The sequence below is a fragment of the Paenibacillus tritici genome, assembly GCF_018207515.1.
Lineage (GTDB): Bacteria > Bacillota > Bacilli > Paenibacillales > Paenibacillaceae > Paenibacillus_AQ > Paenibacillus_AQ tritici.
Genome location: NZ_CP073365.1, coordinates 2,165,487 through 2,191,198, shown reverse-complemented (window position 1 = coordinate 2,191,198; position 25,712 = coordinate 2,165,487). Strand labels below are relative to the sequence as shown.

General features: G+C 49.6%; 20 protein-coding genes. 11 read left to right on the top strand and 9 right to left on the bottom strand.

The window, feature by feature from the left end; genetic code table 11:
- The first annotated feature begins 63 nt into the window (after nucleotides 1–63).
- From KDC22_RS09230 to KDC22_RS09220, 3 genes are all read left to right on the top strand, one after another.
- On the top strand, nucleotides 64–981 hold the full coding sequence (locus KDC22_RS09230; RefSeq protein ID WP_211722811.1) for an ArsR/SmtB family transcription factor: 918 nt from the start codon (nucleotides 64–66) through the stop codon (nucleotides 979–981).
- Nucleotides 982–1,159: 178 nt separating this feature from the next.
- Nucleotides 1,160–1,519 (top strand): hypothetical protein, encoded by a 360-nt coding sequence (locus KDC22_RS09225; protein WP_211722810.1) that lies wholly within the window; start codon nucleotides 1,160–1,162, stop codon nucleotides 1,517–1,519.
- A 157-nt stretch (nucleotides 1,520–1,676) separates the two neighbouring features.
- The gene (locus KDC22_RS09220; RefSeq protein WP_173137933.1) at nucleotides 1,677–3,074 is read left to right on the top strand and encodes a SpoVR family protein; all 1,398 of its coding nucleotides are present in this window, start codon (nucleotides 1,677–1,679) and stop codon (nucleotides 3,072–3,074) included.
- A 124-nt stretch (nucleotides 3,075–3,198) separates the two neighbouring features.
- Here the strand turns inward: KDC22_RS09220 and KDC22_RS09215 are convergent, their stop codons facing one another.
- On the bottom strand, nucleotides 3,199–3,768 hold the full coding sequence (locus tag KDC22_RS09215; protein ID WP_211722809.1) for a Uma2 family endonuclease: 570 nt from the start codon (nucleotides 3,766–3,768) through the stop codon (nucleotides 3,199–3,201).
- A 242-nt stretch (nucleotides 3,769–4,010) separates the two neighbouring features.
- Between KDC22_RS09215 and KDC22_RS09210 the strand changes: the two genes are divergently transcribed.
- Nucleotides 4,011–6,416 carry a transglutaminase domain-containing protein gene (locus tag KDC22_RS09210; RefSeq protein ID WP_211722808.1) on the top strand — a complete coding sequence of 802 codons (2,406 nt, stop codon included), beginning with the start codon at nucleotides 4,011–4,013 and terminating at the stop codon, nucleotides 6,414–6,416.
- A gap of 348 nt (nucleotides 6,417–6,764) precedes the next feature.
- Here KDC22_RS09210 and KDC22_RS09205 read toward each other — a convergent pair whose 3' ends face one another.
- The 7 genes from KDC22_RS09205 to KDC22_RS09175 form a co-directional block, all read right to left on the bottom strand.
- Entirely contained in the window at nucleotides 6,765–7,397 is a 633-nt protein-coding gene (locus tag KDC22_RS09205) for a VanZ family protein (RefSeq protein WP_343221966.1), read from the bottom strand.
- A 115-nt stretch (nucleotides 7,398–7,512) separates the two neighbouring features.
- A complete protein-coding gene (locus KDC22_RS09200; protein WP_211722807.1) occupies nucleotides 7,513–8,139 on the bottom strand; it encodes a hypothetical protein in 627 nt (208 codons plus the stop codon).
- Nucleotides 8,140–8,227: 88 nt separating this feature from the next.
- Entirely contained in the window at nucleotides 8,228–8,821 is a 594-nt protein-coding gene (locus KDC22_RS09195; RefSeq protein WP_211722806.1) for a TetR/AcrR family transcriptional regulator, read from the bottom strand.
- A gap of 168 nt (nucleotides 8,822–8,989) precedes the next feature.
- The gene (locus KDC22_RS09190) at nucleotides 8,990–10,942 is read right to left on the bottom strand and encodes an ABC transporter permease (RefSeq protein WP_211722805.1); all 1,953 of its coding nucleotides are present in this window, start codon (nucleotides 10,940–10,942) and stop codon (nucleotides 8,990–8,992) included.
- A complete protein-coding gene (locus tag KDC22_RS09185; RefSeq protein ID WP_173137945.1) occupies nucleotides 10,917–11,687 on the bottom strand; it encodes an ABC transporter ATP-binding protein in 771 nt (256 codons plus the stop codon). The genes KDC22_RS09190 and KDC22_RS09185 overlap by 26 nt, the downstream gene beginning before the upstream one ends.
- Nucleotides 11,688–11,827: 140 nt before the next feature.
- Complete coding sequence (locus tag KDC22_RS09180) at nucleotides 11,828–12,823, bottom strand: sensor histidine kinase (RefSeq protein ID WP_211722804.1); 996 nt, start codon at nucleotides 12,821–12,823, stop codon at nucleotides 11,828–11,830.
- Nucleotides 12,820–13,518: a response regulator transcription factor gene (locus tag KDC22_RS09175; protein ID WP_211722803.1), complete on the bottom strand. Its 699-nt coding sequence runs from the start codon at nucleotides 13,516–13,518 to the stop codon at nucleotides 12,820–12,822. Before KDC22_RS09175 ends, KDC22_RS09180 begins: the two co-directional genes overlap by 4 nt.
- A 185-nt stretch (nucleotides 13,519–13,703) precedes the next feature.
- Here KDC22_RS09175 and KDC22_RS09170 point away from each other — a divergent pair, with 185 nt between their 5' ends.
- The 6 genes from KDC22_RS09170 to KDC22_RS09145 all read left to right on the top strand — a co-directional run bounded on the left by KDC22_RS09170 (nucleotide 13,704) and on the right by KDC22_RS09145 (nucleotide 24,538).
- Entirely contained in the window at nucleotides 13,704–13,847 is a 144-nt protein-coding gene (locus KDC22_RS09170) for a hypothetical protein (protein ID WP_211722802.1), read from the top strand.
- A 244-nt stretch (nucleotides 13,848–14,091) separates the two neighbouring features.
- Nucleotides 14,092–16,389: a helix-turn-helix domain-containing protein gene (locus KDC22_RS09165; protein WP_211722801.1), complete on the top strand. Its 2,298-nt coding sequence runs from the start codon at nucleotides 14,092–14,094 to the stop codon at nucleotides 16,387–16,389.
- A 255-nt stretch (nucleotides 16,390–16,644) separates the two neighbouring features.
- On the top strand, nucleotides 16,645–17,634 hold the full coding sequence (locus tag KDC22_RS09160) for an ABC transporter permease (protein WP_425517011.1): 990 nt from the start codon (nucleotides 16,645–16,647) through the stop codon (nucleotides 17,632–17,634).
- Nucleotides 17,635–17,636: 2 nt separating this feature from the next.
- On the top strand, nucleotides 17,637–18,536 hold the full coding sequence (locus KDC22_RS09155) for a carbohydrate ABC transporter permease (protein ID WP_246553418.1): 900 nt from the start codon (nucleotides 17,637–17,639) through the stop codon (nucleotides 18,534–18,536).
- 72 nt (nucleotides 18,537–18,608) lie between these two features.
- Nucleotides 18,609–20,195, top strand: a complete 1,587-nt coding sequence (locus tag KDC22_RS09150) for an extracellular solute-binding protein (RefSeq protein ID WP_425517010.1) — start codon at nucleotides 18,609–18,611, stop codon at nucleotides 20,193–20,195.
- Nucleotides 20,196–20,338: 143 nt separating this feature from the next.
- Nucleotides 20,339–24,538 (top strand): sugar-binding protein, encoded by a 4,200-nt coding sequence (locus KDC22_RS09145; protein ID WP_211722799.1) that lies wholly within the window; start codon nucleotides 20,339–20,341, stop codon nucleotides 24,536–24,538.
- Here KDC22_RS09145 and KDC22_RS09140 read toward each other — a convergent pair.
- Nucleotides 24,535–24,681, bottom strand: a complete 147-nt coding sequence (locus KDC22_RS09140; protein WP_211722798.1) for a hypothetical protein — start codon at nucleotides 24,679–24,681, stop codon at nucleotides 24,535–24,537. The genes KDC22_RS09145 and KDC22_RS09140 overlap by 4 nt on opposite strands.
- A 183-nt stretch (nucleotides 24,682–24,864) precedes the next feature.
- Between KDC22_RS09140 and KDC22_RS09135 the strand changes: the two genes are divergently transcribed.
- Nucleotides 24,865–25,593, top strand: a complete 729-nt coding sequence (locus tag KDC22_RS09135; RefSeq protein WP_211722797.1) for a hypothetical protein — start codon at nucleotides 24,865–24,867, stop codon at nucleotides 25,591–25,593.
- Nucleotides 25,594–25,712 lie beyond the last annotated feature (119 nt).

The following is a 25,712-nucleotide window of genomic DNA, read 5'->3' as shown; positions in this document are numbered from 1 at the left end:
ATAAAATTAGCGCTTAACCAGATCGTTTATTGTAAACTAAAAAGTTAACAATTGGAGGTACTTATGTTCTTAGAACTCGATGAGAATGGTATTGCTGTTTTGAAAGCACTGGCCTCTGACACCAGAGCTTCCATTCTCAAACTATTGTTACATACACCGCTTACGGTCAGTGAGCTCGCCAAAAAGCTGAATTTAAGCAAAGCTATCGTTTCACGCCATATCCGTTTACTGGAGGACGCCAAGATCATCAAGCTCCAGGACAACTTAGAGGTTACCGATAGCCGTAAGAAGAATTTCATTCTTGCTGTGGATCATATTGCCCTCAACTTACCGAAGAAGCTCCATCTTCCTTTCAATGTAATTACTAATGAAATTAAGCTCGGTTACTATTCTAATTTTTCGGTCACCCCTACATGCGGATTAGCCAGCCCCGCCAAAGTAATCGGAAAGTTAGATGATCAACGGACCTTCGTCTCCAATGACCGGATTGAGGCTTCCTTACTTTGGTTTGCGGAGGGCTTCGTTGAATATATGATTCCGAATGATTTCAACCACAATTTCACTGCAGAATTATTAGAGTTATCCTTAGAGCTCTCTTCAGAGTTTCCTGGTTCCAACAATAATTGGCCCAGTGATATTGCTTTTTATATCAACGATGTTTTTCTAGGCACCTGGACGGCCCCAGGTAATTTTTCAGATGTGCGAGGGAAATTAACACCAGCCTGGTGGGATAATGAACTAAGCCAGTACGGCCTTTTGAAGCATTTAAGAGTCACCAAGAAAGATACAGGAATAGACGGTCAAAAAATATCATCGGTTACCCTTGCCCAATTAAAGATCGAAGATTCCCCCTTCATCAAGCTGAGGATTAGTATTGATGATCATTCTAAGAACAAAGGTGGACTTACTATTTTCGGGGAGCACTTTGGAAATTATCCGCAGAATATGCTGCTTAAAATATTCTACACGGAAGCGGAATAGACTTGAACTTGAAGCTACATCGTCACTGCGGTGAACATTTGGACTTCCGGCCGCTGTTGTCCCCAGATTTCTTGATTACTTCCGCTCTTCGCGGTGGAAATCCGACTTCGAATCTCCCAAGGGGCTTACGCAAAAAGGCTCTCCATGAACGATATACATCGTTTTGGAGAGCTTTTATATGGATAGTATTCTGAATACAATAAAAGGACAAACCCAACTGGAGGTGCCAGCCATACAATGGGAAGAGGTTCGGAAGATTTATCTCAATCAATACATCAAGCTGCAAATCCTTGCATCACATACCGGAAATGATGATTTGAAGGTTGAGATTCGTGTTTTTAGTAGACCGAGAGTGGCTCGAATGAACAGAATACTTACAGATGAACAAAAGAAGCAAATGACTTCGGTTATCTTCAAAGATGAAGGTGTTCTCTCCCAACTTCAACAAGCTCAAAAAGATCGCAGAGATGGAATTTCCACTTACAGTGACAGCGAAGAGGAATTTGCCCAGTTACTGAACAAGATCCAGAACGAATAAATAGCCTAACCTCTTAGCATATTCGCTGTGGGTTAGGCTATTTTTTGTACAATAACTCATCTGCCCTCTCATGCCGCATTCTTCCCCATCATACTCCCTCCCCTCCGCCCATATACATAGGAAGAACGGTTCGCAAGCTGGAAGGAGAGATGGATGCATGCCCGGTGATGAGATTAAAGCGCTGGAACGGGCGATTGCCGAGATTACGGAGATCGCTACCGGGTTCGGCCTCGATTTTTATCCGATGCGTTATGAGATATGTCCTGCGGATATTATTTATACCTTCGGTGCCTACGGGATGCCCACCCGGTTCGGGCACTGGAGCTTCGGGAAGACTTTTCACAAAATGAAGTCGCAATACGATTTCGGTCTGAGTAAAATTTATGAGCTGGTGATCAACTCTAATCCGTGCTACGCCTTCCTGCTCGACGGCAATTCCCTGGTGCAGAATAAGCTGATTGTCGCGCATGTGCTGGCGCACTGCGACTTCTTCAAGAACAATATGCGCTTCTCCATGTCCAACCGGGATATGGTCGAGAGTATGGCAGCCACCGCCGACCGGATCAACGATTATTCTGTCACCTATGGAACGGATGCGGTAGAGAGCTTCATTGATTCGGTGCTGGCGATTCAGGAGCATATCGATCCCAGCCTGATCCAGCCCCGCAAGCTGGGCAAGACCCATCTGCTCGAAGCCAAGATGAAGGAGCGGAAGGACTTCCCGCCAGGCGGTCCCGGACCGGCTCATGCCTACAGCGAGCTGTGGGATCTGGAGAAAAACCCGGATGCCGAAGCACCCGTGCCGGAAACCGCCGGCAAACGCACTTTCCCGCCCGAGCCGGAAAAGGATGTCGTCTGGTTCATCCAGCAGTATTCCACTGCTCTGGAGGACTGGCAACGCGACATCATGACCATGCTGCATGACGAAATGCTCTATTTCTGGCCGCAGATGGAGACCAAGATCATGAATGAGGGCTGGGCCTCCTACTGGCATCAGCGGATCATGCGCGAGCTGGATCTGACAGCCGAGGAGACCATCGAGTACGCCAAGCTCAACTCAGCCGTGGTGCAGCCCTCACGGCAGAGTCTGAACCCGTATTACCTCGGGCTGAAGATCTTCGAGGACATCGAGAAGCGCTGGGACCGTGACAAAATCTTCGAGGTCCGCGAGCTGGATTCGGATACCTCTTTTATCCGCAGCTATCTGTCCAAGGAACTGGTGAGTGATCTCGACCTCTATGTCTTCGAGAAAAAAGGTCCGGAATGGAAGATCACCGACAAGGCCTGGGAGAATGTGCGCGACCAGCTGGTGCTGGCCCGGGTCAACGGCGGCTCCCCGTACCTCGTCGTCCAGGATGCCGATTATGAGCGCAACGGCGAACTGCTGATCGCCCACCATTACGAGAGCATTGAGCTGGATCTGAAATACCTGGAGCGCACGCTCCCGCATATCTACGCCCTGTGGGGCCGCACCGTGCATCTCCAAACTGTTGTCGAAGACAAAAAAGCCCTCTTTACCTATGATGGTAAGAAGGTGCAGCGGAAGTTTATGTAGGTAACGTGTATGTGCTCGTCTAACAGGCCGCAGGCGGATTGCGAAATGCAATTCAACTGCGGCTTATTTGAAAATATAAGAATTTATACGTTGCACATGATAACTTATCCTTCTGCTTGTCGTATTAGACTTCCAAGTCAAACAGTCTGCCAAGCGGTATCTGAAAATCTCTAAACACATTCGACCGCACGCTATCCTGCTCCGAATATAAGTCCCGCACCTGATACACACCGTCCAAAAGCGTATAAACATGAACCGTACGATTGCCGGGATCGACGATCCAATATTCCTGTACGCCGTATTTTTGATATAAATTAAACTTCTCATTGAAGTCCTTAAGGGCAGTGGATGGCGATAGTACTTCGATAATCATGGTCGGCGCACCGTGACAGCCGTTTTTGTGAATTTGATTCCTGGAGCAGACCACTGACAGATCCGGCTGTGTTACATGATCAGGCGTACTGGATTGATCGCTCTCGCTGAAGAACACATCGAACGGAGCGACAAACACATGACAGCTCTTATTCTGCAGATGTGCGCGCAGCGCAAAATGCAGCTCCCCTACAATAAACTGGTGAAGGGCAGTCGGAGCTGGCGACATATTGTAGGCTTTGCCATTAATTAATTCCCATGCACCGTCCCATGACAGCCAATCTTGATACGTATGCTGTTGCTTCTCATCCGGATTCGACACTTGGACCCTGCCTCCTTCGTTACACGATGGTTGAGTGTAACTGAATTATAACATGAATAGCTGCGAATTCTCAGCGCATACATGTCCCCTCTCCTAACGGCTTCTATCACTTAAATATAAAATATCCCAAATTTGTTTTAATCGTTCTCAAATTGGTTATATATCTCCTGTGATTTGTATGGGTAATTTTGGATTACACACCATTACCCTCATTAAGACAACCGAGACAGGAGAGGACGTTAGTGAAAGTGAAACAATTGGCAATGCTTATGCTCATCATGTGTGTAATTCTGACAGGCTGCATGGGGGGCGGCAAGGAAGCGGGTCCAGCGTCTACACCTGCACCGACGGCCAGTCCGGCGGCAGAAACGACGAATACCCCGGAGAATACTCCGCCGGACGCTTCGCAGACGGTGTATGATCTGAAGCAGAAATACGATACTGACAACAATCCGGGCATCATGCCTATGTATAATGTTGAGCAGGATATGGAATTTATCTTCAGATTCAATACGGATCTTGGTTCCGAAGCAATAGGCAAGACGTTATCCGTACATACCGATATCAAGGCACTGCCGGAGAGTAAGGTAGGGACCCTTGAAGACTCACAGCTTGTAGGCGGCAAAAGCGTATACTCCATCAAGCCGCTCGGCTTCGGCGTACTCCCTTCCGATTCCTTGCGCGAAGCCGGAGGCAGCTCCTGGGGGAACGCCCCGGTATACTACATCCGGCTTAACTATGATCTGGATGCCAAATCACCTACTCCGCTGAAGCAGCCGATTATTATTCCGTTTACGGTGAAATCGGATCTGCCTACACCGACTCTGGATGCCGACATCAGCCCTGACGGCAGACTGACTCTGGTGTGGACTGAGGTGCCTGGCGCTGAGAGCTACAATATTTACAGCGCTTCGCATATCACGATGGAGAATACCAACGAGGCGCTGAACGGGGCGGAGCAAGGATATGCGAATCAGCGTCCGCTGAAGATTGCGACGGTGCCCGGAACTTCTTATAACGACTTCATGAAGGACGGGCGCGGCGCACTCGGGATTGTGGATGAGACCATCACCAGCCTTCAGAACAACAATGTGCAAGGTGAATATTATGTCACCGCTGTTCAGGGAGGCAAAGAGTCCAGGTTCAGCCGCTCGGTGGATACGGTTTCGTTATCCAAGCTGCTGCCGCGCACCGTAGCTTCCGAGGATAATATCAACCTAAAGTTGTTCAAGAACGCTGCCGAATTGCCCAAGAATGTCCCGGTCCAGTTCATTGACGGCTCCAAAGCCGCGGGAACTGTGATCTATGACACGGATTCCATCACGATTCAGAAGTCCGGTCCAACCGATGTGCCATACTCCATTCAAGGAACGGCACTCAAAGGGTACGTTCAGGTTACGCAGCTGACGGATGCCGATATTGCCGGTCTTGCAGCCGCCCAGAGCAAAGGGGCCAATCCAGGGTATGTGGAGCCGGAGAATAATACGGAATATGTGCCTGCTCCTGATGTTCCGACCATCATTGACAACGACAATACGGGCGAATCCGGCGATGGCGATAATGCCATTGACCGGCAGAAGGAGAATACACGCAGCAAGGTAGATGAGGGGAACAAGCAGGCCGTGCCTGCCTCAACAATCCGGGCGGACCTGATTCATGCCGATTCTGCGCTGGAAGAGTATCTCGCCTTATCCCTGATCAGCGGAAAGACCGATATTCCGCTGCTGGCCTTCCCGGAGGCGCAGAATGCGCGGACCCTGGTCGATGTAGTGGAAAAGGTAGTCTACCAGAACCCGCTCATTCTCGGATTCCGCAGCTATGGCTACGATTATCAGAACCTGACGCTGCATGTGGAATACGATGATTCGTCCGAGGTCATTGCGTCCAAGCAGCGTGAGATTCTCTCAGAGGCAGACAAAGTAATCGCCGCCATATTCAAGGACGGTATGAGTGCTGATGAGAAGCAGATGGCGATCTACGATTATCTGAATGACAATACCGCCTATGACGATGCCGCGCTGGAGAATGCCCAGGAGCAGCAGTTCAAGAGTGTGGATGCGAAATTCAATGATTCCTTCAGTACCTACGGCATTCTGGTCAAAAAAGTTGGCGTATGCATGAGTTATGCCCACACCTTCCAATTGCTCGCTGACCTGTCCCAAGTCCCTTCGATGGTGGTCACGGGAACCATGAGCGGCGTGAATCACGCCTGGAACAAAGTGAAAATCGGCGACGAATGGGTCAATGTCGATCCGACGAATAATGCTACCAATTCCGGACTTCCCTATCTGCTCTACAATTCCAGCGATGCCACTGCCACAGATGTAGAGTATGTGATGGACAAGGCTTACTGGCTGGACCATGAGCTGTCCCTGTTCAAGGCCACCAGCAATGCTTATGATTATTATGTGACCCAAGGGCTTGAGGTCGATTCCCTTGAAGCGTACAAGTCCAAGCTGGCAGAGCAATTGAAGAAAGGCGAGACCCTGGTGGTCCTGCGCGTTCTGGCCGATGCAGACAGCTCAGAGCTGATGAAGAAAACCGCCGAGGTCATCAAGCAACACGATGCAACCAAGCTGGATAAGGCGGGTATGGTTGAATTCGGAAGTTACGTAGCCGTTCAGTTGGATGCCGCAGCCGGGCAGTAACGACCAAAAAGGCAAGCTCCGTTTAAGGGGCTTGCCTTTTTATGTTTAGTTCCAGATATATTGCATCTTCTTATACCCGACATCCCATATTTCCAAGCCGCCTTTAATCGTGATCTTCAGCTCTTCCCCCGGCTCAACCGGCATCTCGTATACCACAGGGTACTGTTCAGGATTAGTACGCTGAAAGTCTCCAGTATAATTAAAGATCTCCTGGCCATCCCGGGTAATACTGATCTCACCGGAATAATCCGTTGGTTCGGGGTTTCCGAAAGTGAAGCAGAAAATCGTCCGGCCTTCAGACTTGTACGTGAACGTTCTGGAATCTAAGCTTTCAGCGCTATATAGGTTTTAGCGGAGCGGTATCTTCTGTCCGTTGATTTGAATACTGTCCGGTTTGTCTCCTGTGGATGAATTACCCGAGGTGTCCTTCCAATCAGTGATCGCCGTAAACGGACCCTCTACTTTAGTTATTAATTTGTCTACCGCCGCGCCTAGTCCCCATAAAGCTATAAAAAGGACCAACCCCGATAAAGCCGTTGCCACCAGATTGCGCCCGAGGCTCCGGTAACGGAAACCAAGCTTGTACGCCCCAAAACCGAGAGCTGCGCCAATCGAATTCTGAAGAGCGTCGTTGATATCGAAGCTGCCCAGGAAGGTAAGAGCCTGGAGCGTTTCCAGCACAAGAATCGCGATGAAGAACAAGCTGATGAACCGGACGAAGCTGACCCGGTACAGCCATGGAATCAATATACCGAAAGGAATAAACGCAATCGTGTTCCCGAACCCCACCAAATCCATCAGGGTTGGAGGCATAAGATCAGATGGGGACGGCAGCTTAAGGAAGTTATCGGGCATGAAAATAAAGGTGTAGATGGTATGATCCGAAGCCTCTCCTCTGCCGAAAGCGAAGAACATAAAATAAAGAACAAGCAATGTGTACAACACAGTTATAGTTAGTAAGATCTTACGTTGTTTGACCATGGTTAACTCCTTTGCCGGATGTCTATTGTTAAACTAAACTGGCGGACCACATTATACCACATAGCAAATTCAAATGCTAAATGGTTACCCCTCCGGCTGTTTCTTGACCTATTATCTAAGAGCTGCCATCCAGCAGCATGTTCCAGCGCAGACGGGTTGCGCGTTCCACACTGCCCGTGGCGGCGCAAAGACCAAGCAGCATGTTCAGCCACACCGGCAGCGCAATGGGCGAGTTGAAGGTTCCGAAGCGCTCAGCAATCTCAGGCACTCGGGTAATCTGGTCCATGACCTGAGGGACGGCAAGAACCGTGGGAACCAGAATCATAATCAGTGAAATGTATCCGATACAGCGGCTTAATACCGAATGCTTACGGGCAAGACGGGCACGCCGTCCTTCTGCCGACCTCTCATCCGGGATAAGCTGTCTCACGGCTCCTTCACTCGTGACGTAGTGGCAACGTCTAAGGCCGAAAACCGTGGACACTACTTCAATCGTTCCACCAGTTACAGGAAAGACTGCAGGAAGCTTGGATTGGGCGTAATGCTTGCCATTGAGATACAGATGGGCCTTACCCTTACCGTCATCCGTAAGCAGCCGCTCCCAATAGGGGACATCCACAGCAAAAACGCCTTGCTGGTCCTCATTGTTCGTCAACGGGAGGTAGAACAGGGCCCGGGAGAGCGGTTGCCACCAGCGGAAGTCCTTCAATGGACGTCCGTTTCCCGGCTTGACCCGTTGCATAGCTTTGCTCCGGCTCCTCTTGGTGAACATTTCTTCACTCCCTTTCAGTTCATTAACAACAGAGACATCAACTGGCTTGCCTGCTGCGTTATTTCAGCATTTTCAATACGCTCTTTATGATTTTTTCATTGTAATCTTCAAGACTCATTTCAGTTTTAGACAAAGACAGGGAAGCGGATATAGCCCCCCGAATGACAATTGCAATTACAATAGGATCAAAATCACCAAATTCCTTAGCTTCCTGCCCCTTGGAGAGAATCCCTTTCAACAAAACATTCAATTCATCTTCATCATTAATCTCTGCCAGATAATAAGGGACGTTATCAGGTGTACGCCCATTAAAAACAATTTCAAGCAGAGCAATGTTATAGGCGCGGTTTGTGCCCTGATAGGCTAAGCTTGCTTCAATAAAAACCATTAACTTCTCCATATACGTTTGTTTCGGTTCCACTTTCCCTTTAATAAAAGCCCGCTCCTGCTCAACCAGGTAGATTAAAGTGTTCCTCATCAAATCTTCCTTGCCCGAGAAATGATAAGATATAAGGCCTGTGCTTATATTCGCTTTATTCGCGATTTTGGACAGGCTGGTGCTAAGATATCCAATTTCCGTTAGAACTACGATGGCAGCTTTAATGATTTGTTCCCGGCGCGCATCGGCTATCAAAGAGTGCTTATTTTCCAATATATTCATCCGCCTTTTAAAATATTGATCAGTCATTTTTTATTTTGATCGTTCAATCAGTTTTTATTCTAGAACTTTTTCATTTTAATGTCAAATGTATATACGTGATTGAACGAAGAAGACAGCCCTAATTGGGCTGCCGTCTTGTAAGAAGTTACTATTCTTTGTTCATACCATCATTTTCTTCAGACTGCGGATATATCTTGATTTCACGATGATGAAAAAGACGCTTTGCAGAATCAGATACCCGGCAAAGGTGGTCAGTACCGGCTTAAGCACATTCATGATTCCCGTCTCCAGGATAGGGCTGATGACCACCAGACTCTGAACAGCAGCCACTACAATAGGTATATAGAACAGTACCGCAATCTGTTTGGTTGCTGATGCTGACATTTCACTGGTGCTTAGCCCGATCTTGGATAACGCACGGTACATACGAATATCTGCAGCCAGATCACTGTACAGCTTGAAGTACAGGAAACTGGCCGATGCCACCGAAAAAATCAGAGCCACAAAAACACTGACGAAGCTGAGCATGGCCGTACTTTGTTTAAGGGCCCAATAATTAGCGGCGCGTGAAGTTAAATCGAACACCTCATCGCTTTTCCCTTCCCTTGCGGTATTCCATTGTCTCAGCTTGGTACCAATGATATTCTCCTGACTGTCGATGGAAGGCAGTGATCCTGTATCCCATGCCGGAACCTTATAGTGATAACTGATATAAGGTCTGACCTCCTTGCCCTCTTCAGCCGACCGGGCTACTCTGACCATCTCCATCCACTTCTCCGGCACAATCAGCACAGGAGCGAAGGAACTGATGAACCCAACCGATTCTGTGGTTACACTCTCCTTGACATAGAGGGATACGGCGGGCTGTTCAGCCAAGGTGACCATCTGGTCACGGATATATTCCTTCTTCTCCACTTCTGGCGACGCCACAACAACGACTTCATTTGCACCCAGTCCGGTTACGGCCGGAAGATCAGCCAAAGGCGCCAGCTCATTATACTGGGCAAGTCCGATCAGATACAGGCCGTTCTCCCTTCCCTCTTCATCCAGAGCCGATGCAGAGAGCAAGTCGGTTCTCTTCTCCGTGTACTCCACACCCGCCGCCTTAAGCTCCTGGTGAATTGTGCTCCGGTCAGGGTCTGCCGATGTGGTCCGGTAATAGGTTTGGGTGATGGCAAAAGGTTTCTCATTGTACTCGTCTCTTCCGGCCTGATTGATGGACAGAACATAACCTGCCCCCATACTGGCCAAGGCCGTGACTACTGTAATCATGAATAACATCCGCGAATTGTCCCGCAGTTTATAGCTCATCTCTGAAGTCCACAACAGCCGCGTGCCGCGCCAGGTGGATCTCCGGCTGCGCTTAAGCAGACGAATGACAACAACAGACAGCTGGGAGTAGAACAAATAGGTGCCGCTAATTCCCGCAACAGCGGCCAGAATAATAGCAACGGGACTGAGTTCAATCCGCAGGGCATAAAAACCGGTACTCAGCAGGATTACGCCCATTAAGGACAGAAACACGGAGGCCTTCGGCTGTTTTTTCGGCTTAACATTTCCCTGAAGCAGATCGAGTACTTTGTTATTGCGGATAAGCAGCAGCGTAAAGAAGGAGATGAACAGAAACAAGGAGACGAAGGACAGGGAGGTGACCAGCATAGCCTCTACAGGCCAGTAGAAAGGCAGATCCTCAATTCCAATCGCCCTTGTGCTGAGCAGCAGAAATAACTTGGAGAGAAGCATGCCCCCTGCGATTCCGGTTACAATGGCAACTATGCCGATCAGCATATTCTCAAGGAAGATGAGCCGGTTAATCTGGTTGGGCCGGGCCCCCAGGATGGTCAAAATTCCGAATTCCAGATTCCGTGATTTCAAAAACGTTCCGATGGAATACAGTACGAAGAAAAAAGCGAACACATACACAATGCAGGCTGCGACCCGCATACTCGTTACCGCCATGGTCCCTATATTCTGACTCGCAATCCCGGGATGATAAATGAATACGGAATACGCAAAAAATACCATGACCATAAATGAACTGCTCAGGAAATAAGCAATATAAGCCCGGGCGTTACGCCGTACATTATTAAACGCGAATTGAGGAAAGCTCATGACTATTCCCTCCCCAAAACGATAGTGTGTCAATAATCTTCTGGAAAAAGGCCTGACGGTTATCGCCACGGTGAATTTCGGCAGCCAGCTTGCCGTCCTTAATGAAGATGATCCGGTTACAGTAGCTCGCTGCCTGCGGGTCATGGGTAACCAGCAACAGGGTAGTGCCTTGTGTGCGGTTAATGTTCGCCAGCGATTCCATCACGATCCGCGAGGAATTAGAGTCCAGGGAACCGGTCGGCTCATCAGCCAGGATCATCGCAGGGGACGTAATGATTGCACGCGCAAGGGCAGTCCGCTGCCGCTGTCCGCCCGATATCTCATAGGTGCGTTTATTCAGGATATCTGTAATGTTAAGTTGTTCAGCAACCTTCAGCAGCAGGGAATCCATCTCTTTCAGCTTGCGGTTATCCAGCGTAAGGGGAAGCACAATATTCTCAGCCACAGTTAACGTCTCCAGCAGATTGAAATCCTGAAAGACAAAGCCGAGCTGTCTGCGGCGGAAATGAGCCAGTTCTTTCTTATTCAGCTTGTACGGATTACTGCCGTTGATATTCACCTCTCCGGAGGTAGGCTGGTCAATGGTGGATACCATATTAAGAAATGTGGTTTTACCGCTGCCTGAGGGCCCCATGATCCCTACGAATTCCCCGCTCTCGACACTGAGATGAATATCGGTAAGCGCCTGGGTCTTCACTTTGCCGGGATATACTTTATTCAGTCCTTTCACTTCCAATACATTCACTGAAATCATCCTTTCCTTAGGGAAACAAGTGTTTACCTGTGTGTGGGTCTTTATCCTTGTTCCAATGTACAGGATGAGCAATTCTGCTGCTATGGCTTTACCTTAAGGCTATCTTACACCCCGTTTAAGGTTATGTTCGGTTACTGTACAGGGGCTTGGCCGTTAAAAATAATCCGGACCGCAGTTCCTGCCCCGGGCCGGGATTCCAATTCAACGGCATGTCCCAGTCTGATGCAGATTTCTTTGACCAGATACAGCCCCATTCCGGTGGACTCATGATATTGACGCCCGCGTTCACCGGTGAAATACGGGTTGAATACTCTTTTCAAATCCTCGGGAGAAATGCCGATGCCCTGATCTGAAATCTCCAGAACCGTATCCTTGCCGCGGGGGTGTGCAGAGATCGTCACCGTTTTGCCGGAACCGACCGTGTAATTGACAGCATTGGTCAAAATCTGGCCCAGCATGAACATCAGCCATTTGGCATCGCTGTATACTTGGGTCCCTTCATTCACCAGAATATTCACGGAGACGCTCCTGCGGATGAATAATCTCCGGTTCCCGGCTACCGCATTGCCGACAGTCTTGCGGAGGGACAACAGCTCCACATGGAAGTCATTCTCAAAACGTTCCAGACGGGAGGTGTGGATGACCATTTCCAGTCCTTTGCGCAGCTTCTCCACCTCCTCCTGAATACTGCCGGCGGTTTCGTCCTCCAGATCCTGCAGGATGAGCTGTATGACAGAGATGGGGGTCTTCATCTGATGCACCCAGCGGTTAATGAACACAATATGCTGGTCCATCTGCCGGATGTGCCCGTTCAGCTTCTCCTGATACTGGCGGTCCATGTTCTGTAGCAGCTCTTGAACGGCCTCGGGAAGCGCAACCTCTCCAAGGGGTGTCAACTGATCCGCAGAGAAGGTACCGGGAGAGCTTAACAGCTTATATAATCTGCGGTGCTGAACATAACGGTAACCGAGGTACAAGAGAAGAATACTGCCGCTTAGGAGCACACCGTATCCAATGATCGCCGGGGGCCTGTTCTCGCCTGAGATCCAATACAACACCGGAACCAGGAGCATTTGCAGCAGGTAGAAGAGCAGCAGCGGAACCTGATCCTTCCAGAATAATCTCATGGTGCTTCACCCGGTACATTCAGACGATACCCGGCGCCCCTTACCGTTTCAACAACCTCTCCCGCACCAAGATCCTTGAGCTTCCTGCGGACACGCGTAATGTAGACGTTCAAGGTATTATCATCAATGAAATGCTGGTCCTCCCACATCAGATCCAGCAGCTTCTCCCGGGAGACCACACGCCCTTCCTTCAGCAGCAGCGCTTCCATCAGGATAGACTCCTTCTGGGTCAATTCCATGGATTCCCCGGCATACCGGATGGTATAACGTTCAGGATACAGGGTTAGAGCTCCTGAATGTAGCGTACGTTCCCCCTGAGTTTGTGCATAAGAGCCATAGGCTCTGCGCAGATGACTGCGGATTTTGGCCAAAACGACTTCGTAGTGGAACGGTTTGGTAATATAATCATCCCCGCCGTTCTCCAGTGCCATCACCTGGTCCATCCCGCTGTCTCTGGCCGAAATGAACAGAATGGGGCAAAGCGAAATTTGGCGGATCTGGCGGCACCAGTAATAACCATCGTACTTGGGCAGATTGACATCCAGCAGCACAAGACCGGCAGCGCTTGCCTTAAAGGCTTCCAGCACGTTCAAGAAGTCGTCAATAAGGATGGTGCGATAATCATATTTAGAGAGGTATGCACTCAGCAGTCCTGCAAGCTTGGCATCATCTTCAATGATCAGAATGGTTTCCATAGGTCGCCTCCTTTGTCCGTTATACAGTAACACAGGCGGGGAAAATCATGCAAAATCAGTCCCTGCTGTATGTAGCACGGATGCAATAGCTGAATAAAAAGTTCGATTCTTTTGGTAAACGGTATATTGGATTCCTCCAGATTAAGTTGTATATTTGTATATACTAATATACAAAAGTATGAGAGGTGACAGATGAAGCAACAGCCAATATAGGCTTCCTGGTCCTGTACATGAACGCCAGGGAACCCCCGGAACGGAAGCTCGCCATGCTGAAGGAAGCTGTCCAAAGCGGCGCCAAAAACTATTATTTTGTTCCCGGTTCATGGTGAACCATATAACGAATAAGTGCTTCGTCTGACCATGGAGCAATATCCTGTCGTTGTACTGAACCGTTATTTGCGCGGCGTGGAGGCCCATTGCGTCTGTTCAGACAATCAGGATAGAGCAACTGATTGAACGGAAATCAGTGGAAAATCTGCCTTCAAGCATGCACATAAATTTGAAGCGTTATCGGCGTTTCACCTCGTCACGCTTTATGATCATGGAATTTACAACCTTTGAGGGGGCGCTGAAATGAAATCCAGTTTCACAGGCAGAGTAATCCTTATTTACGGAGGTGTTCTGCTGGTGGTCATATCCATGACCTTTCTCTTCTCTTACATGGGAACCGTCAGAGGGCTTCGCAGTCAGCTGAAGGAAACTAATTTTGCGCTATTAAACCAGATTAATCAAAAATTAGAACTTTCCTTCAAGCAGACAGAAAAGGATTTGCTGCAGTTGACCAATGAGCTTGAATTTGTCTATTTCATGAACAACGTCTATAAGGATGATGCGCAGAGATATGCCAATTTTTATGGGTTGGACAGTAAGCTTGGAACGTTCATGAACCGGAATCTGCAATTTTCATCCATTTACATTTACTCTCATGTAAGCGGTGACATTCTAACCCAGCAAAATTACATCAGTAACGATGGAACAGAGGACCAATGGCTTACCCAATATCTGAATATGGATGGTTACTTCAAATGGCTGCCTACACACCAGATTACCGATGGCATGTCCTTGGAGGATGTGGTCACTTTGATCCGCTCTTATCCGGCACTAAGCAAGCCGGGCTTCCGCACCGGGCTGCTGGCAGTAAATATGAAGGAAAGTGTGCTCTACCAGATGATTCAGGATATTTACCAGGAAGGAAACAAGGGACAAACCTTCGTTATTGACCAGCAGGGTCATGTCGTTACCCATAATGACAAATCCAAGCTGCACAGCTCCTTAAAGGACATGCCATATCTCAAAAACGTACTGACTGGCCCGGATGCCGGTTCCTTCAGCATCAAGCCGGAGCAGGAAAAGCAGATGGTGTTTTATACAACCTCGACTTACACAGGCTGGAAGATTGTCAGCATTGTACCGGAGGACCAGATGTACCGCCCCCTTACAGTGACCCGCAATTTGCTCCTTGCTTTTAGCGTACTGATATTTGCAATTGCGCTAATCATTCTATTCTACGTCAGCCGCAGAACATTCCGTCCCATGGATGCATTGATTGGCAAGCTGTCCGGCAAGTATCGGCCTGTGCAGGCTGGACGGTTTGACGGTACTCCCAACAAGGGCTTGTCCTATCTGGACGATGTCATCGACCAAATGTTTTTGGATCGGGAGGGTCTGGAGCAGCAGGTGAGAGATGGCAAGCCTATGCTGAAATGGCGAACCGTGATGGATATATTGACCGGTTACCGGACCGTATATTCGGCGGTGATACCACATCTGGAATTCACGGGAGTGCGCTTGTATCCCGAATGGTTTGTCGTGTGCACCGCTGAATTCAGCAAGGAAGGCGGAATTCCACCACGGGATGAAACCCTCTATGCCTATGCGCTATGCAATGTGGCCGAGGAAATTATTTATAGAGAGAACGCAGGTGTGGCCATTGATCTTGGAGGCTGCCGGGTTGTTATCCTGTTGAGTTTTTCGGAGGGAGACGAAGCACAGAACCATCTGCGTGCCGCCACACTGCTGGAGCATGTTCTGGATGTGATGAGCAAGCAGATTGGGCTGGTGGTTACCGCAGGTGTAGGAAGATGCTACCGGGAGCTGTGCAACGTTCCCCGCTCTTATGAGGAGTCCAAGGTTGCATTACGCTACAAAATGGTAACCGGACCCCAGACAGTCATCTCCATTGAGGACTTGCAGCCCCTGCAAAACCAGGACTTTTACCAATTTACCCAGCGGATTGACCGCATTCTGGAAGCCCTTAAGCAGGCAGATCGGGACAAGCTTCAAGTGCTGGTTCAGGATGTCTTTAGCTCAGCGGTCAACAACAATGCTCCGCCGGAGCTTATCAAGCAATTATCGTTTGAGCTGGTCATGAGAGCCATGCAATTGATAGATTCCATCGGCATTGACGTCAATGAGATCCAGGCGGAAATCGGCACGGCACACGAGGTGATTCAGAAATCTGACAACTGGAGGCAAGCTGAGGAATTGGTAAGTACTTTGCTGCTGCGGCTGTTGGGGGCTATAGAAGACAGACGGATGCAAAGGGGCAAAAATGACACCATTGACCAAATACTGATTTATATTCGTCAGCATTATCAGGATAGTGACCTGTCCCTGGACAAACTGGCTGATGAATTCCATTTGAATCCCGCGTATATTAGCCGGCAGTTCAAAGAGCATGCCGAAGGCAACTTCATCGACTACCTGATCGAAATCCGCATCAATGCAGCCAAAGAGCTTTTGAAGGATAAAACCGTCCGGATTTATGACGTATCCGAGGCGGTCGGCTATACCAACAGCCGGAGCTTCATGCGCAGCTTCAAGAAGTACACAGGTCTTACACCAACGGAATACCGGGAGCGCTTCTTGTAAAAGAGGCCATCGCAGAGTCCTGCCTGATATCACGGCAGGACTCTTTGTATGCATAAAAAGCCTTACGGAATAAGGCTTGCGAGGAGCACACTGCAAAAATGGATACCATAGTAGAAAAATGAAACCTGCCATTTGTCAAAAAAAGCGACGTTCGTCATAACAAATCTGTATTCAGCCGATGGTCATGCCAGTAAGATTAAATCTGCGAGGGGGCCCCTCCATATAAATGCCTGTGGATTGGAGAGGATGCTAGAGATGAGAAAGCAACAGTCGTTAACCGCTATAGAGGCTTCAGGTTCACCGGAGGCCCTGGCAATGCGTGCTTCCATTACGAGAAAGAAATTCGAATGGAAGCGCATTAAATATGATAAATCCCTGTACCTCATGCTGCTGCCCGTTATTGTTTTCTACCTGTTGTTTAAATATTCACCTATGGCCGGTGAGATTATTGCCTTCAAAAACTACCGGTTTGCCGATGGCATTGTAGGAAGCGACTGGGTAGGATTCAAGCATTTTCGGATGCTGTTCGAAAGCACAGACTTCTGGCGCGTATTCCGCAACACCCTGCTGCTCAATGTATACAGTCTAGCAATAGGCTTTCCGGTCCCGATTGTACTGGCTCTCCTATTGAATGAAATTCGGTTGGAAGGCTTCAAACGCCTGATCCAAAACCTGCTGTACATCCCCCACTTCATTTCCTGGGCCGTGCTTGGCGGAATCCTGATTACCATGCTGTCCCCCAGCACAGGGGTCATCAACCTGATTCTGCAGCATGTATTCGGAATGAAGCCCATCTACTTCATGGCCAGTTCCAGCTGGTGGCCGGTGGCATACACTGCTTCCTCCATCTGGCGGGAAGCTGGCTGGGGAACGATCCTTTACCTGGCTGCAATGTCCGCTATTGATACACAGTTGTATGAAGCAGCCAAGATTGATGGAGCCAACAAGCTGCGTCAAACCTGGCATATTACCTTGCCGGGCATCCGCAGCACCATTGCCATCCTGCTTATTCTGCGGATGGGCAGCATGATGGATGTGGGATTAGAGCAGACACTTTCGCTGCAAAATGACTCTGTACTAGATGTAGCTGATGTCATCAGTACCTACGTTTTCCGGGTAGGACTGCAAAATATGAACTACAGCTATACGACAGCCTTGGGCTTATTCCAATCCCTGATCAGTCTGATTCTTGTTGTTGGTGTGAACCGGTCGATCCGCCTGTTCGGGGAAAGGGGGCTATGGTAATCATGATGAAAAGAATGATGAAAGATGCCTCGCCGCTGGCTCTTGCCGGCAGCCTGTTGAATTATTTGCTTCTGGGGCTGCTGTCTCTCCTCACCTTATATCCTTTCTGGTATGAGATATCCGCATCCTTCAGCAGCAGCAGAGCCATTACTGCCGGAGAGGTATACTTTTGGCCTGTAGAGTTCAATGTGCAAGCATACCGTAGGCTGCTCGAGGATGGCCAACTGCTCCACGCCATGGGCAATACGGTCATCGTAACCTTAGTCGGCACCGCCTTAAACATACTTATGACCATTCTGGCAGCTTATCCCTTGTCCCGCAAAAGGCTGTATGGCCGGGGACCGATTCTCTTGTTCATCACCTTCACCATGATCTTCGTATCCGGAATTATTCCCAATTTTATTCTGATTAAGAACCTGGGAATGATGGATTCCTACTTGGCCTTATGGTTGCCGGGGCTGATCAGTACCTACAACATGTTCGTCATGAAAAGCTTTATGGAAGGGCTGCCGGAGGAGATTGAGGAATCTGCCTCCATTGATGGCGCGGGAAACTGGCGTATCCTGATCCAGATCATGCTGCCCTTATGCAAGCCAATTATCGCAGCGTTGTCCCTATTCTATGCTGTGGGATGGTGGAATTCCTATTTTAACGTGATGCTCTATATTAACAGCTCCAAGCTCCAGACCTTGATGCTCAAGCTCTACCAGATGATTAAGCAGGTGGACGAGAGTCTGCTGAACAGCGGAGGCGGCAGTGAAGGGGCGACCGGCGTCATCCTAACACCGGAAGGAATCAAGGCAGCTTCCGTGGTTATAGCCATCCTGCCGATTCTATGCGTTTATCCATTTCTCCAGAAGCATTTTGTCAAAGGTGTATTAATTGGCTCCGTTAAAGGCTGATATCATTGAAGAAGAGCTGCAACAGCTGCCTTCTCTTGATATATAAAAAAATTGTTTAAGGGGATGAAGCAATTGGCAACATTCAAGAAAACCGCCTTAAAAGTAGTGATAGCCTGCCTGGCGGTATCAGCTCTGGCAGCCTGTGGTTCCGACAAGGATTCAAGTGCCTCGACAGCGGGTGGGACAAGCCCCTCCTCGCAAGCTTCAGCAAAGAAAGAGATCAGCATTTCGGTCTTTGACCGTGGCGAGGTGCCTGCTGAGGAGGGAAACTATGAAAGCAATCGTTGGACTGAGTGGATCAATAACAATGCTCCTGCGACTGTCAAGTGGGTGCCGGTTCCCCGGAACGAGGCCCAGACCAAGCTGAATACACTGATTGCTTCCGGCGGCGCTCCAGACCTCATTTGGGAGTACGACCGCAACTACATTGCCCAACTGGTCAATCAGGGTGCTATACAGCCTGTGGATTCTTATATAGAGAAATACAGCACCTCCTACAAAAAATATTTGGAGGAGCATCCGGAGCTCGACTCCTTTCTTACCTTTGACGGAAAAAAATATGCCGTTGCCAGCGTGCGTGGTGTTGAAAGCATTGCTAATCATGGCATGTGGATCAGACAGGACTGGCTGGATAAGCTGGGACTCAAGACGCCGGCAACCGTGGACGAATTGATCGAGGTAGCCAAGAAATTCAAGGATGGTGACCCGGACGGCAACGGCAAGGCGGATACCGTACCGATCGTGTTCAACGGCAATGGCGTGCCGATTATTAGAGAATTATTTATGGCATCGGAGAGCCAGTGGTATGTAAACGGCGACAAGCTGGAATACGGCAGAGTGACCGACCGCTATATGGACAGTCTGGCCTTCCAAAAGCAGCTTTTCGACGGTGGCCTGATCGACAAGGAGTATATCACAGATAAAAACTTCCAGAGATCCATGCAATTCTGGACGACGGGCAAGGCAGGCATTATGCTGGGGGCCTGGAATATGGAAGCCGAGTTCCTTGATTTGAAAAAAAATGTGCCTGAAGCCAAGATGACAGCACTGGAATCCCTTTCCACCCCATATGGCAAAAGCGGCTTGTATCAGGAGGCAGCACCGGGAATTTTCGTATCATTTAACAGCAATCTCAAAGAGGACAAGATTGAAGCAGCCTTCAAATTTCTGGATTGGATGATCGACACTGGCTGGAAGCCTCTGAAGTACGGAGAGGAAAATGTGCATTACAAAGATGTAGAAGGTGTTCCCCAGATTATTGATGCTGATAAATTCCGCAAGGAAGTTACTTTTGCCCGGGAGCTGCCTATTGTCAACCAATATGAGCAGAAGCCGGAATGGTTCCCGGTCATGGCGGCCTCCGACGCCTTGTCCCAAGAATACGCCAAGGAAAAGGCCAACTCCCTGACACTGGCCATGAAAAATACGTACCGCCGGGATATCGCTTACGGTCCGAGCCAGCCGGAGGTCAGCCAATTGATTGCCACCTTCGCTCCGATTGCCCAGCAAATTGAGGCCAAGGTGGTGACAGGCGGGACATCCATGACTGCACAAACCGGCATTGATGAAATCCGCAAGGAATGGAAGCGCCTGGGTGGCGATGCCGTAGAGAAGACGGTCAACGAGTGGTATCTGGAGAACAAAAACCAATTAAAATAATTTCATGCAGAAGCTGAGGAGCGGGTCAGCTTGAATGGCTTGCTCCGGTTAAATCGGTGTACATCCACCCATGTTTCTGAATTTGCCTTATTAACTATCAGTCTATTATAGGGAAATGGGGTTACAGCATGAGAATTCATTGCATGAAGTATATAAATTATCATTCAAAAAAACTGGCAGCGCTCCTTGCGGCAATTCTGCTTCTGATGAGTGCGCTGCCCGCCTATGCGGCAATCGATCGGTTATATACTGCACCAGCTGGAGCCACCGCGACGACCCCTGCGGACAATCTGTTCCGTTTGGCAGGCGGCACGCGGGAATTCGTTTTGCTCGACAGTACTGTAACGGCGGGAGTTTACCAGTATTTCGTGCTGTCCAAAAATAATTACGGCGCCAGCACCTTTGATCCGGACAACACTGCAAAGTTTGATGTAAGCGATACCAATAATATCGCCTACTGGTTGAATCATGATTTTATTAATCCCAGCTCCACAAGCTCTGTCAAGCTGGAACCAGCCATCGTCAATCATATTGACTTCCAGCATCAATGGCTGACTGAAGGGGGCAATGTTAATACGACCTATACACAAGACTTCACCACGACGGCCGGCGTCGCCTTGCTGTCCCAGACCGAATATATCCAGTATGCTTCAAAACTGGGATATAAGGATAATATGACCTCCTGGGGCTGGTGGCTTCGTTCAGCACGAGGCAAAAATGTGGGCACTAACATTGTACTGTGCGTGCCATCAGGTGGACTAGGAGAAACTTCCGGTGCTGAAGCCAAAACCACTAACATGATCAGACCGGCCTTTTTCCTCAAAGATAGCTTCTTTGGCACCGTAAAGCTGGATGTATCTGCCATGGGCAGCAAGGTGAAGCAGGTGCTGCAGGATCACTACTCCATCGAGCAGCTTCGTGCCATCGGCTACACCGAACGGGAGCTGGGCCTTATCGGCTTCGATGTGCCTGAGATTGTCGAGGTCAAGATGGCCCGGACAGACCGGGTATATAGCCCGGATACCGTATCCTATTCGGTCTATTTCACCAATAATACGGAGCATTCGGTAAATTACAGCGTCTATCATCAGATTGCAGGCGGAGCGCTGGAGGAACAAACCATCGTGGTCCCGGCCTCTCAATCTTTGGTGAAAACCATCATGCTGTCTCCACAATTAAATGGCATCCATTCCCTTCACGTAGAGGTGAAGGAGGCTCAACGTCAGGTGGTCAGCTTCGATTCCGCCACCTTTGCAGTGTTTCCCGATTACGAGCGGCAATTCGGCGATGATCAGTCCCTGTTCGGCGTAGCCACCCACTTTGACCAGAGCAACAAAACAGATGCTGCAGACACACTTTTGATGGAAAGGGCAGGTATCCGCTATATCAGAGATGGTATATCCTGGAACAAGGTGGAGAAGGTAAAGGGCGTTTTTGATTTCACCCAGACCGACAAATGGGTGAATGACGCCGTCTCCAAGGGTATGCAGATTGTTTCCCTCCTTGGCTTTTCCAATTCGCTATATAATGGCGGACAGGATGTAAAGGTCGGACCCGCCACCCAGGAGCAACTGGATGCCTATCTCAACTATGTGGAACAGGTGGTAAGCCGCTACAAGGGCAAGATCAACACCTTCGAGCTGTGGAATGAGCCCAACATCAGCTTCTGGCAGCCGGAGCCCAATGTCAGCGACTATGCACGTCTAGTGAAAGCCGCTTCGCTGACCATCCGCAGAATCAATCCCGATGCAGTGATCATTGCGGGCAGCGTAGCTAATCAGAACGGTCCCCAGTACTTGGATGACATGTTCCTGCAGGAGGTATATCCCTATATTGATGCGGTTTCCTTCCATCCATACGTCTATCCGAACGATCCGGATACAAGCTATGAGACCAGGCTGAAATCATATACCGACGTAACCAAGAAATACGGAGCCTGGAAAGACCAAAATATTACTGAGGTGGGCTGGCCAACCTCTACCGATGCCAGAGGCGTCAATGAAGAGCTACAATCTGTCTATCTTACTAAGCAGTTTCTGATTTCTTCCGCCAATGGCATTAGGCAGAGCGCCATCTATGATTTGCGTGATGACGGTACCGACCCTGCGTATACTGAAGACAACTTCGGCATCGTGCGGGTTGACCGGATGCCCAAACCAGCCTCGGTTTCCTTTCAGCAGCTCAACAGAGCCTTGGCAGATGCCTACTTTGTCGGTGAAATGAATTCAGGAAGCCAAGTGAAATCTTATTTGTGGAAAAAGGAACAGGAATATGTCATCACTGCCTGGTCCTTGACAGGCGGGAGCCAATCTATTACTTTGACCGGCAATCTGACGAAGACCGACTACATGGGCAATCAGCTTCCATCCCCCAGTTCCGGCAGCAGCTATACCGTCGGCTCCTCTCCTGTTTATTTTACCGGCATTGACCCGGCTTGGGCCAAGGAGCAGTTGAAGGTATTGGCGGTAAGCCTCCATCAGAATTGGTTGGCGGAATGGGGTAGCTCCTTATCCGCAGCCCCGGCTCTCCAGAGCCAATTGCAAGGTCTGTACGCGAGCGGCTTCGGCAGCGGTGCATACGCCGAGATCAAGGCTTTGGCAGATCAATATGAGCTGCTTGGCCAAGGCATCGTGGAGGAAGCACAGGCGGGAACCTTCACCATGGAGAATGCTATGAGTATGTTATACGCCTATCACCTGGCAGTGAAGCCTTTGGAGGCATTAATGCAGGACTCACAGAATCAGCCAACGCTGACCGCCTTGTCCTCCACCGCTGAGCTTGTGAATACGAGCAGCCTGATCCAGGCCAAGCTGCAGAATATTTCCGGAGGCAGTCAGTCATTTGCCCAGGAAATCATGCGGCATGCCCGTGAATGGAACGTGAAGGCCGATGCCTATCTTCAGGCTGACCGCCCCGAGATGGCGCTGGTCTGGGATCAGACAGCCGGGCGTTTGGCGCGTTGGGCTGCCAAGATTAGCGAATTCGAGGCGGCAGAGCCAACAAACTTACTGCTGAGCAGCTACCCCTCCAAGGTGTCCTTGTTCGAGGGAGGATCTGCCTCGATCCAGGCTGCCGTAACCAATGCAAGAGCAACAGCGCTGTCCGGCAAGATTAAATTAGTGGAATCAGGCGCAAACCGAATCATTGCCGAAACTGAAGTATCTGTTGAGCCAGGAACAAATGTGCAGCTTCCCTTCACTATTCATTCTTCTGATTTTCAATTAAGCAGCCCCTCTTCTCTTAATCTGATATTGGAGAATCCAAACGGCGAAGTGCTTCGTACCAAAGCTATTCCTATGAACATTGCCGAAAAGGTGAGTTATAGCCTGAAGCCTAGCGGGCAAACCATGGATCAGCTCGATAGTATCACGGTCAACTTGAACAATCTATTCACTGATGTGCTAAGCGGTACAGTTGAAATTGACCCTCCTCCAGGGTGGACCATGGATGCCAGTAAACCTTATAGCCTGAGTGCCGGAGAGTTTCAAGCGGTGACCTTTTCCGTAAGCTCGACGCGCAACCAACCTTTACACGAATATTCGTTTGCAGTCCGGGTGAAGGACACCGAGGGGAATCTGCTGAAGTCCGCCATACTGCCCTTGAGCTTTGCGGTTATAGTGAAGGCGGAGCAGACTTTGACAACAGCAGGCTTTGACGGCAACCTGGATGCTTGGAAGAAGGCCTATCCCATCTACCTCAATCCGCCTGCCGATCCCCTATCCGCCGAAGCCTGGCAGGCCAGCAATATAGCAGCCAGAATGTATACTCAATGGGATGAGGATGCCTTGTACGTGCTAGCCCAGGTGTATGATGATTACCAGTTCAATAATAAATCGGGTATGAATATCTGGGATGGAGACAATGTGCAGATCAGCATCGACCCCTTGAACGACAAGGCCACCAAATACAGCACGGATGATTACGAATATGGCTTTGCTTACACCGGAGCAGGCAATGAGGTGTATTCCTGGCAGGCAGCAACGGCATACGGCCAGAGCTACGGGCAAAAGCCATCGGAATGGGTTCAGGTGCTCCGGGACGAAGCGGTCAAGCTGTCCACATACTTGATCCGATTGCCCCTGGCTAATATAACGCCTCTTCAATTGCAGGAAGGGACCGTCTTTGGCTTTAACGCTGCAGTTAATGACGCAGATATATTGAACCGGGAGCGCTTGGCCGAATTTACAGGGGGCACAGCCACCAGCAAGAACCCCAGCCTATACGCCAACTGGCAACTGAGCGGGGGGGAGCCGGACTTTCCGGCGTCAACTGTCTATAGCATTGTTATCGACAGCCTGACCGGAGGCAGCATAACCGCAAGCACTGCCGCAGCAGCTAACTAGTGCACCTTAGACTTATTTATAATTTGAAGAGACACACCAGCTGTAAATGCACGGGCATTCTTGACGTCCTGCTCATCGGGATGCCCTTTTTTATCCAGATTGAAGCCGAGCGGCCCTTGGAGCTGAACAGCTCTGTAACGCATCTGAAAATCTCTGCCTTCTTAGCTTCCATTCGTATGTCCTCCGTGCCTGAGTGAATAATATTCATTTCATTCATAATGTAGCATAGCGATGCAGCCTATACACTTTTATATTGGTCTGACACGTATCACTTCTAATATTGATGAATAGTCTATTGTAATGAATTGAAGAATGGAGGTATCCGTATGAACTACAGCAACGAAGATTCACACAATCAAGCTCACCCGTCAGGCTTTCGTCATTTGCCGCAGCCGTACCCTTATTCGCATTACTACTACCTGATCCGCCCGGAGACCGCTCAGAACACTCAGAACACCCGGGCCACTGAACATCCGGCAGCCACAAATGAACTTGCGAAGGGACATATGAACGCCAATGCGGGCAGCGGGCAGGGAATTCATGTTGATGCCGGAGGCGAAGTTGGCGGCGAACACGGCATCGGCTTGAACGCTGGCGGAAATATAGCTTACTCTGGCGCTGGTATTCATGCTGACGCCCACATCGGCCACCCTTCCTACGGAATCCAGGCACAGGGCAATACCCAGCTCGGTAACGGCCAGGGCCTTGGACTTGATGCAGAGGCCCAGGCCTTCGGCAAGTATGGGCTTGAAGCCCAGGCCACAACCCAGCTCGGCGGCGGCCAGGGGGCAGGCTTCCATGCAGGAGCGCAAGCCGGAGGTGAACATGGTCTGGGTGCGGATGCGGAAGGTCACCTGGGTCTGAGTCAAGGGGCCGGACTCCAGACCCATCTGCAGCTCGGCGGTGAGAAGGGTCTCGGTGCCGAGGCCAAGGCACAGCTCGGCGGAGGGCAAGGTGCCGGATTAGATATCACCGGACAGGTAGGCAAATACAACGGGCAAGTAGGTTTTAAGATTGGCGGTAAGGAGCAGCTGGCTAAGGACACTAAGGAATAAGACCTCAGGAAATTGTGGCAGTGACGTTTTGTAGAAAATAACGGCTCTCCAGTCCGTAAGGAAGCTGCACGGGAGTGCAGTAGACCGGCTCGACAATGCAAAGGGACGATCCCCAGCCA

Bases quoted from the DNA above. Each gene is read 5' to 3' on its own strand.
- KDC22_RS09230 (WP_211722811.1), top strand. From the start codon at position 64: ATGTTCTTAGAACTCGATGAGAATGGTATTGCTGTTTTGAAAGCACTG.
- KDC22_RS09225 (WP_211722810.1), top strand. From the start codon at position 1,160: ATGGATAGTATTCTGAATACAATAAAAGGACAAACCCAACTGGAGGTG.
- KDC22_RS09220 (WP_173137933.1), top strand. From the start codon at position 1,677: ATGCCCGGTGATGAGATTAAAGCGCTGGAACGGGCGATTGCCGAGATT.
- KDC22_RS09205 (WP_343221966.1), bottom strand. From the start codon at position 7,397: ATGGTCAAACAACGTAAGATCTTACTAACTATAACTGTGTTGTACACA.
- KDC22_RS09200 (WP_211722807.1), bottom strand. From the start codon at position 8,139: ATGCAACGGGTCAAGCCGGGAAACGGACGTCCATTGAAGGACTTCCGC.
- KDC22_RS09190 (WP_211722805.1), bottom strand. From the start codon at position 10,942: ATGAGCTTTCCTCAATTCGCGTTTAATAATGTACGGCGTAACGCCCGG.
- KDC22_RS09180 (WP_211722804.1), bottom strand. From the start codon at position 12,823: ATGAGATTATTCTGGAAGGATCAGGTTCCGCTGCTGCTCTTCTACCTG.
- KDC22_RS09175 (WP_211722803.1), bottom strand. From the start codon at position 13,518: ATGGAAACCATTCTGATCATTGAAGATGATGCCAAGCTTGCAGGACTG.
- KDC22_RS09165 (WP_211722801.1), top strand. From the start codon at position 14,092: ATGAAATCCAGTTTCACAGGCAGAGTAATCCTTATTTACGGAGGTGTT.
- KDC22_RS09160 (WP_425517011.1), top strand. From the start codon at position 16,645: ATGAGAAAGCAACAGTCGTTAACCGCTATAGAGGCTTCAGGTTCACCG.
- KDC22_RS09155 (WP_246553418.1), top strand. From the start codon at position 17,637: ATGATGAAAAGAATGATGAAAGATGCCTCGCCGCTGGCTCTTGCCGGC.
- KDC22_RS09145 (WP_211722799.1), top strand. From the start codon at position 20,339: ATGAAGTATATAAATTATCATTCAAAAAAACTGGCAGCGCTCCTTGCG.
- KDC22_RS09140 (WP_211722798.1), bottom strand. From the start codon at position 24,681: ATGCGTTACAGAGCTGTTCAGCTCCAAGGGCCGCTCGGCTTCAATCTG.
- KDC22_RS09135 (WP_211722797.1), top strand. From the start codon at position 24,865: ATGAACTACAGCAACGAAGATTCACACAATCAAGCTCACCCGTCAGGC.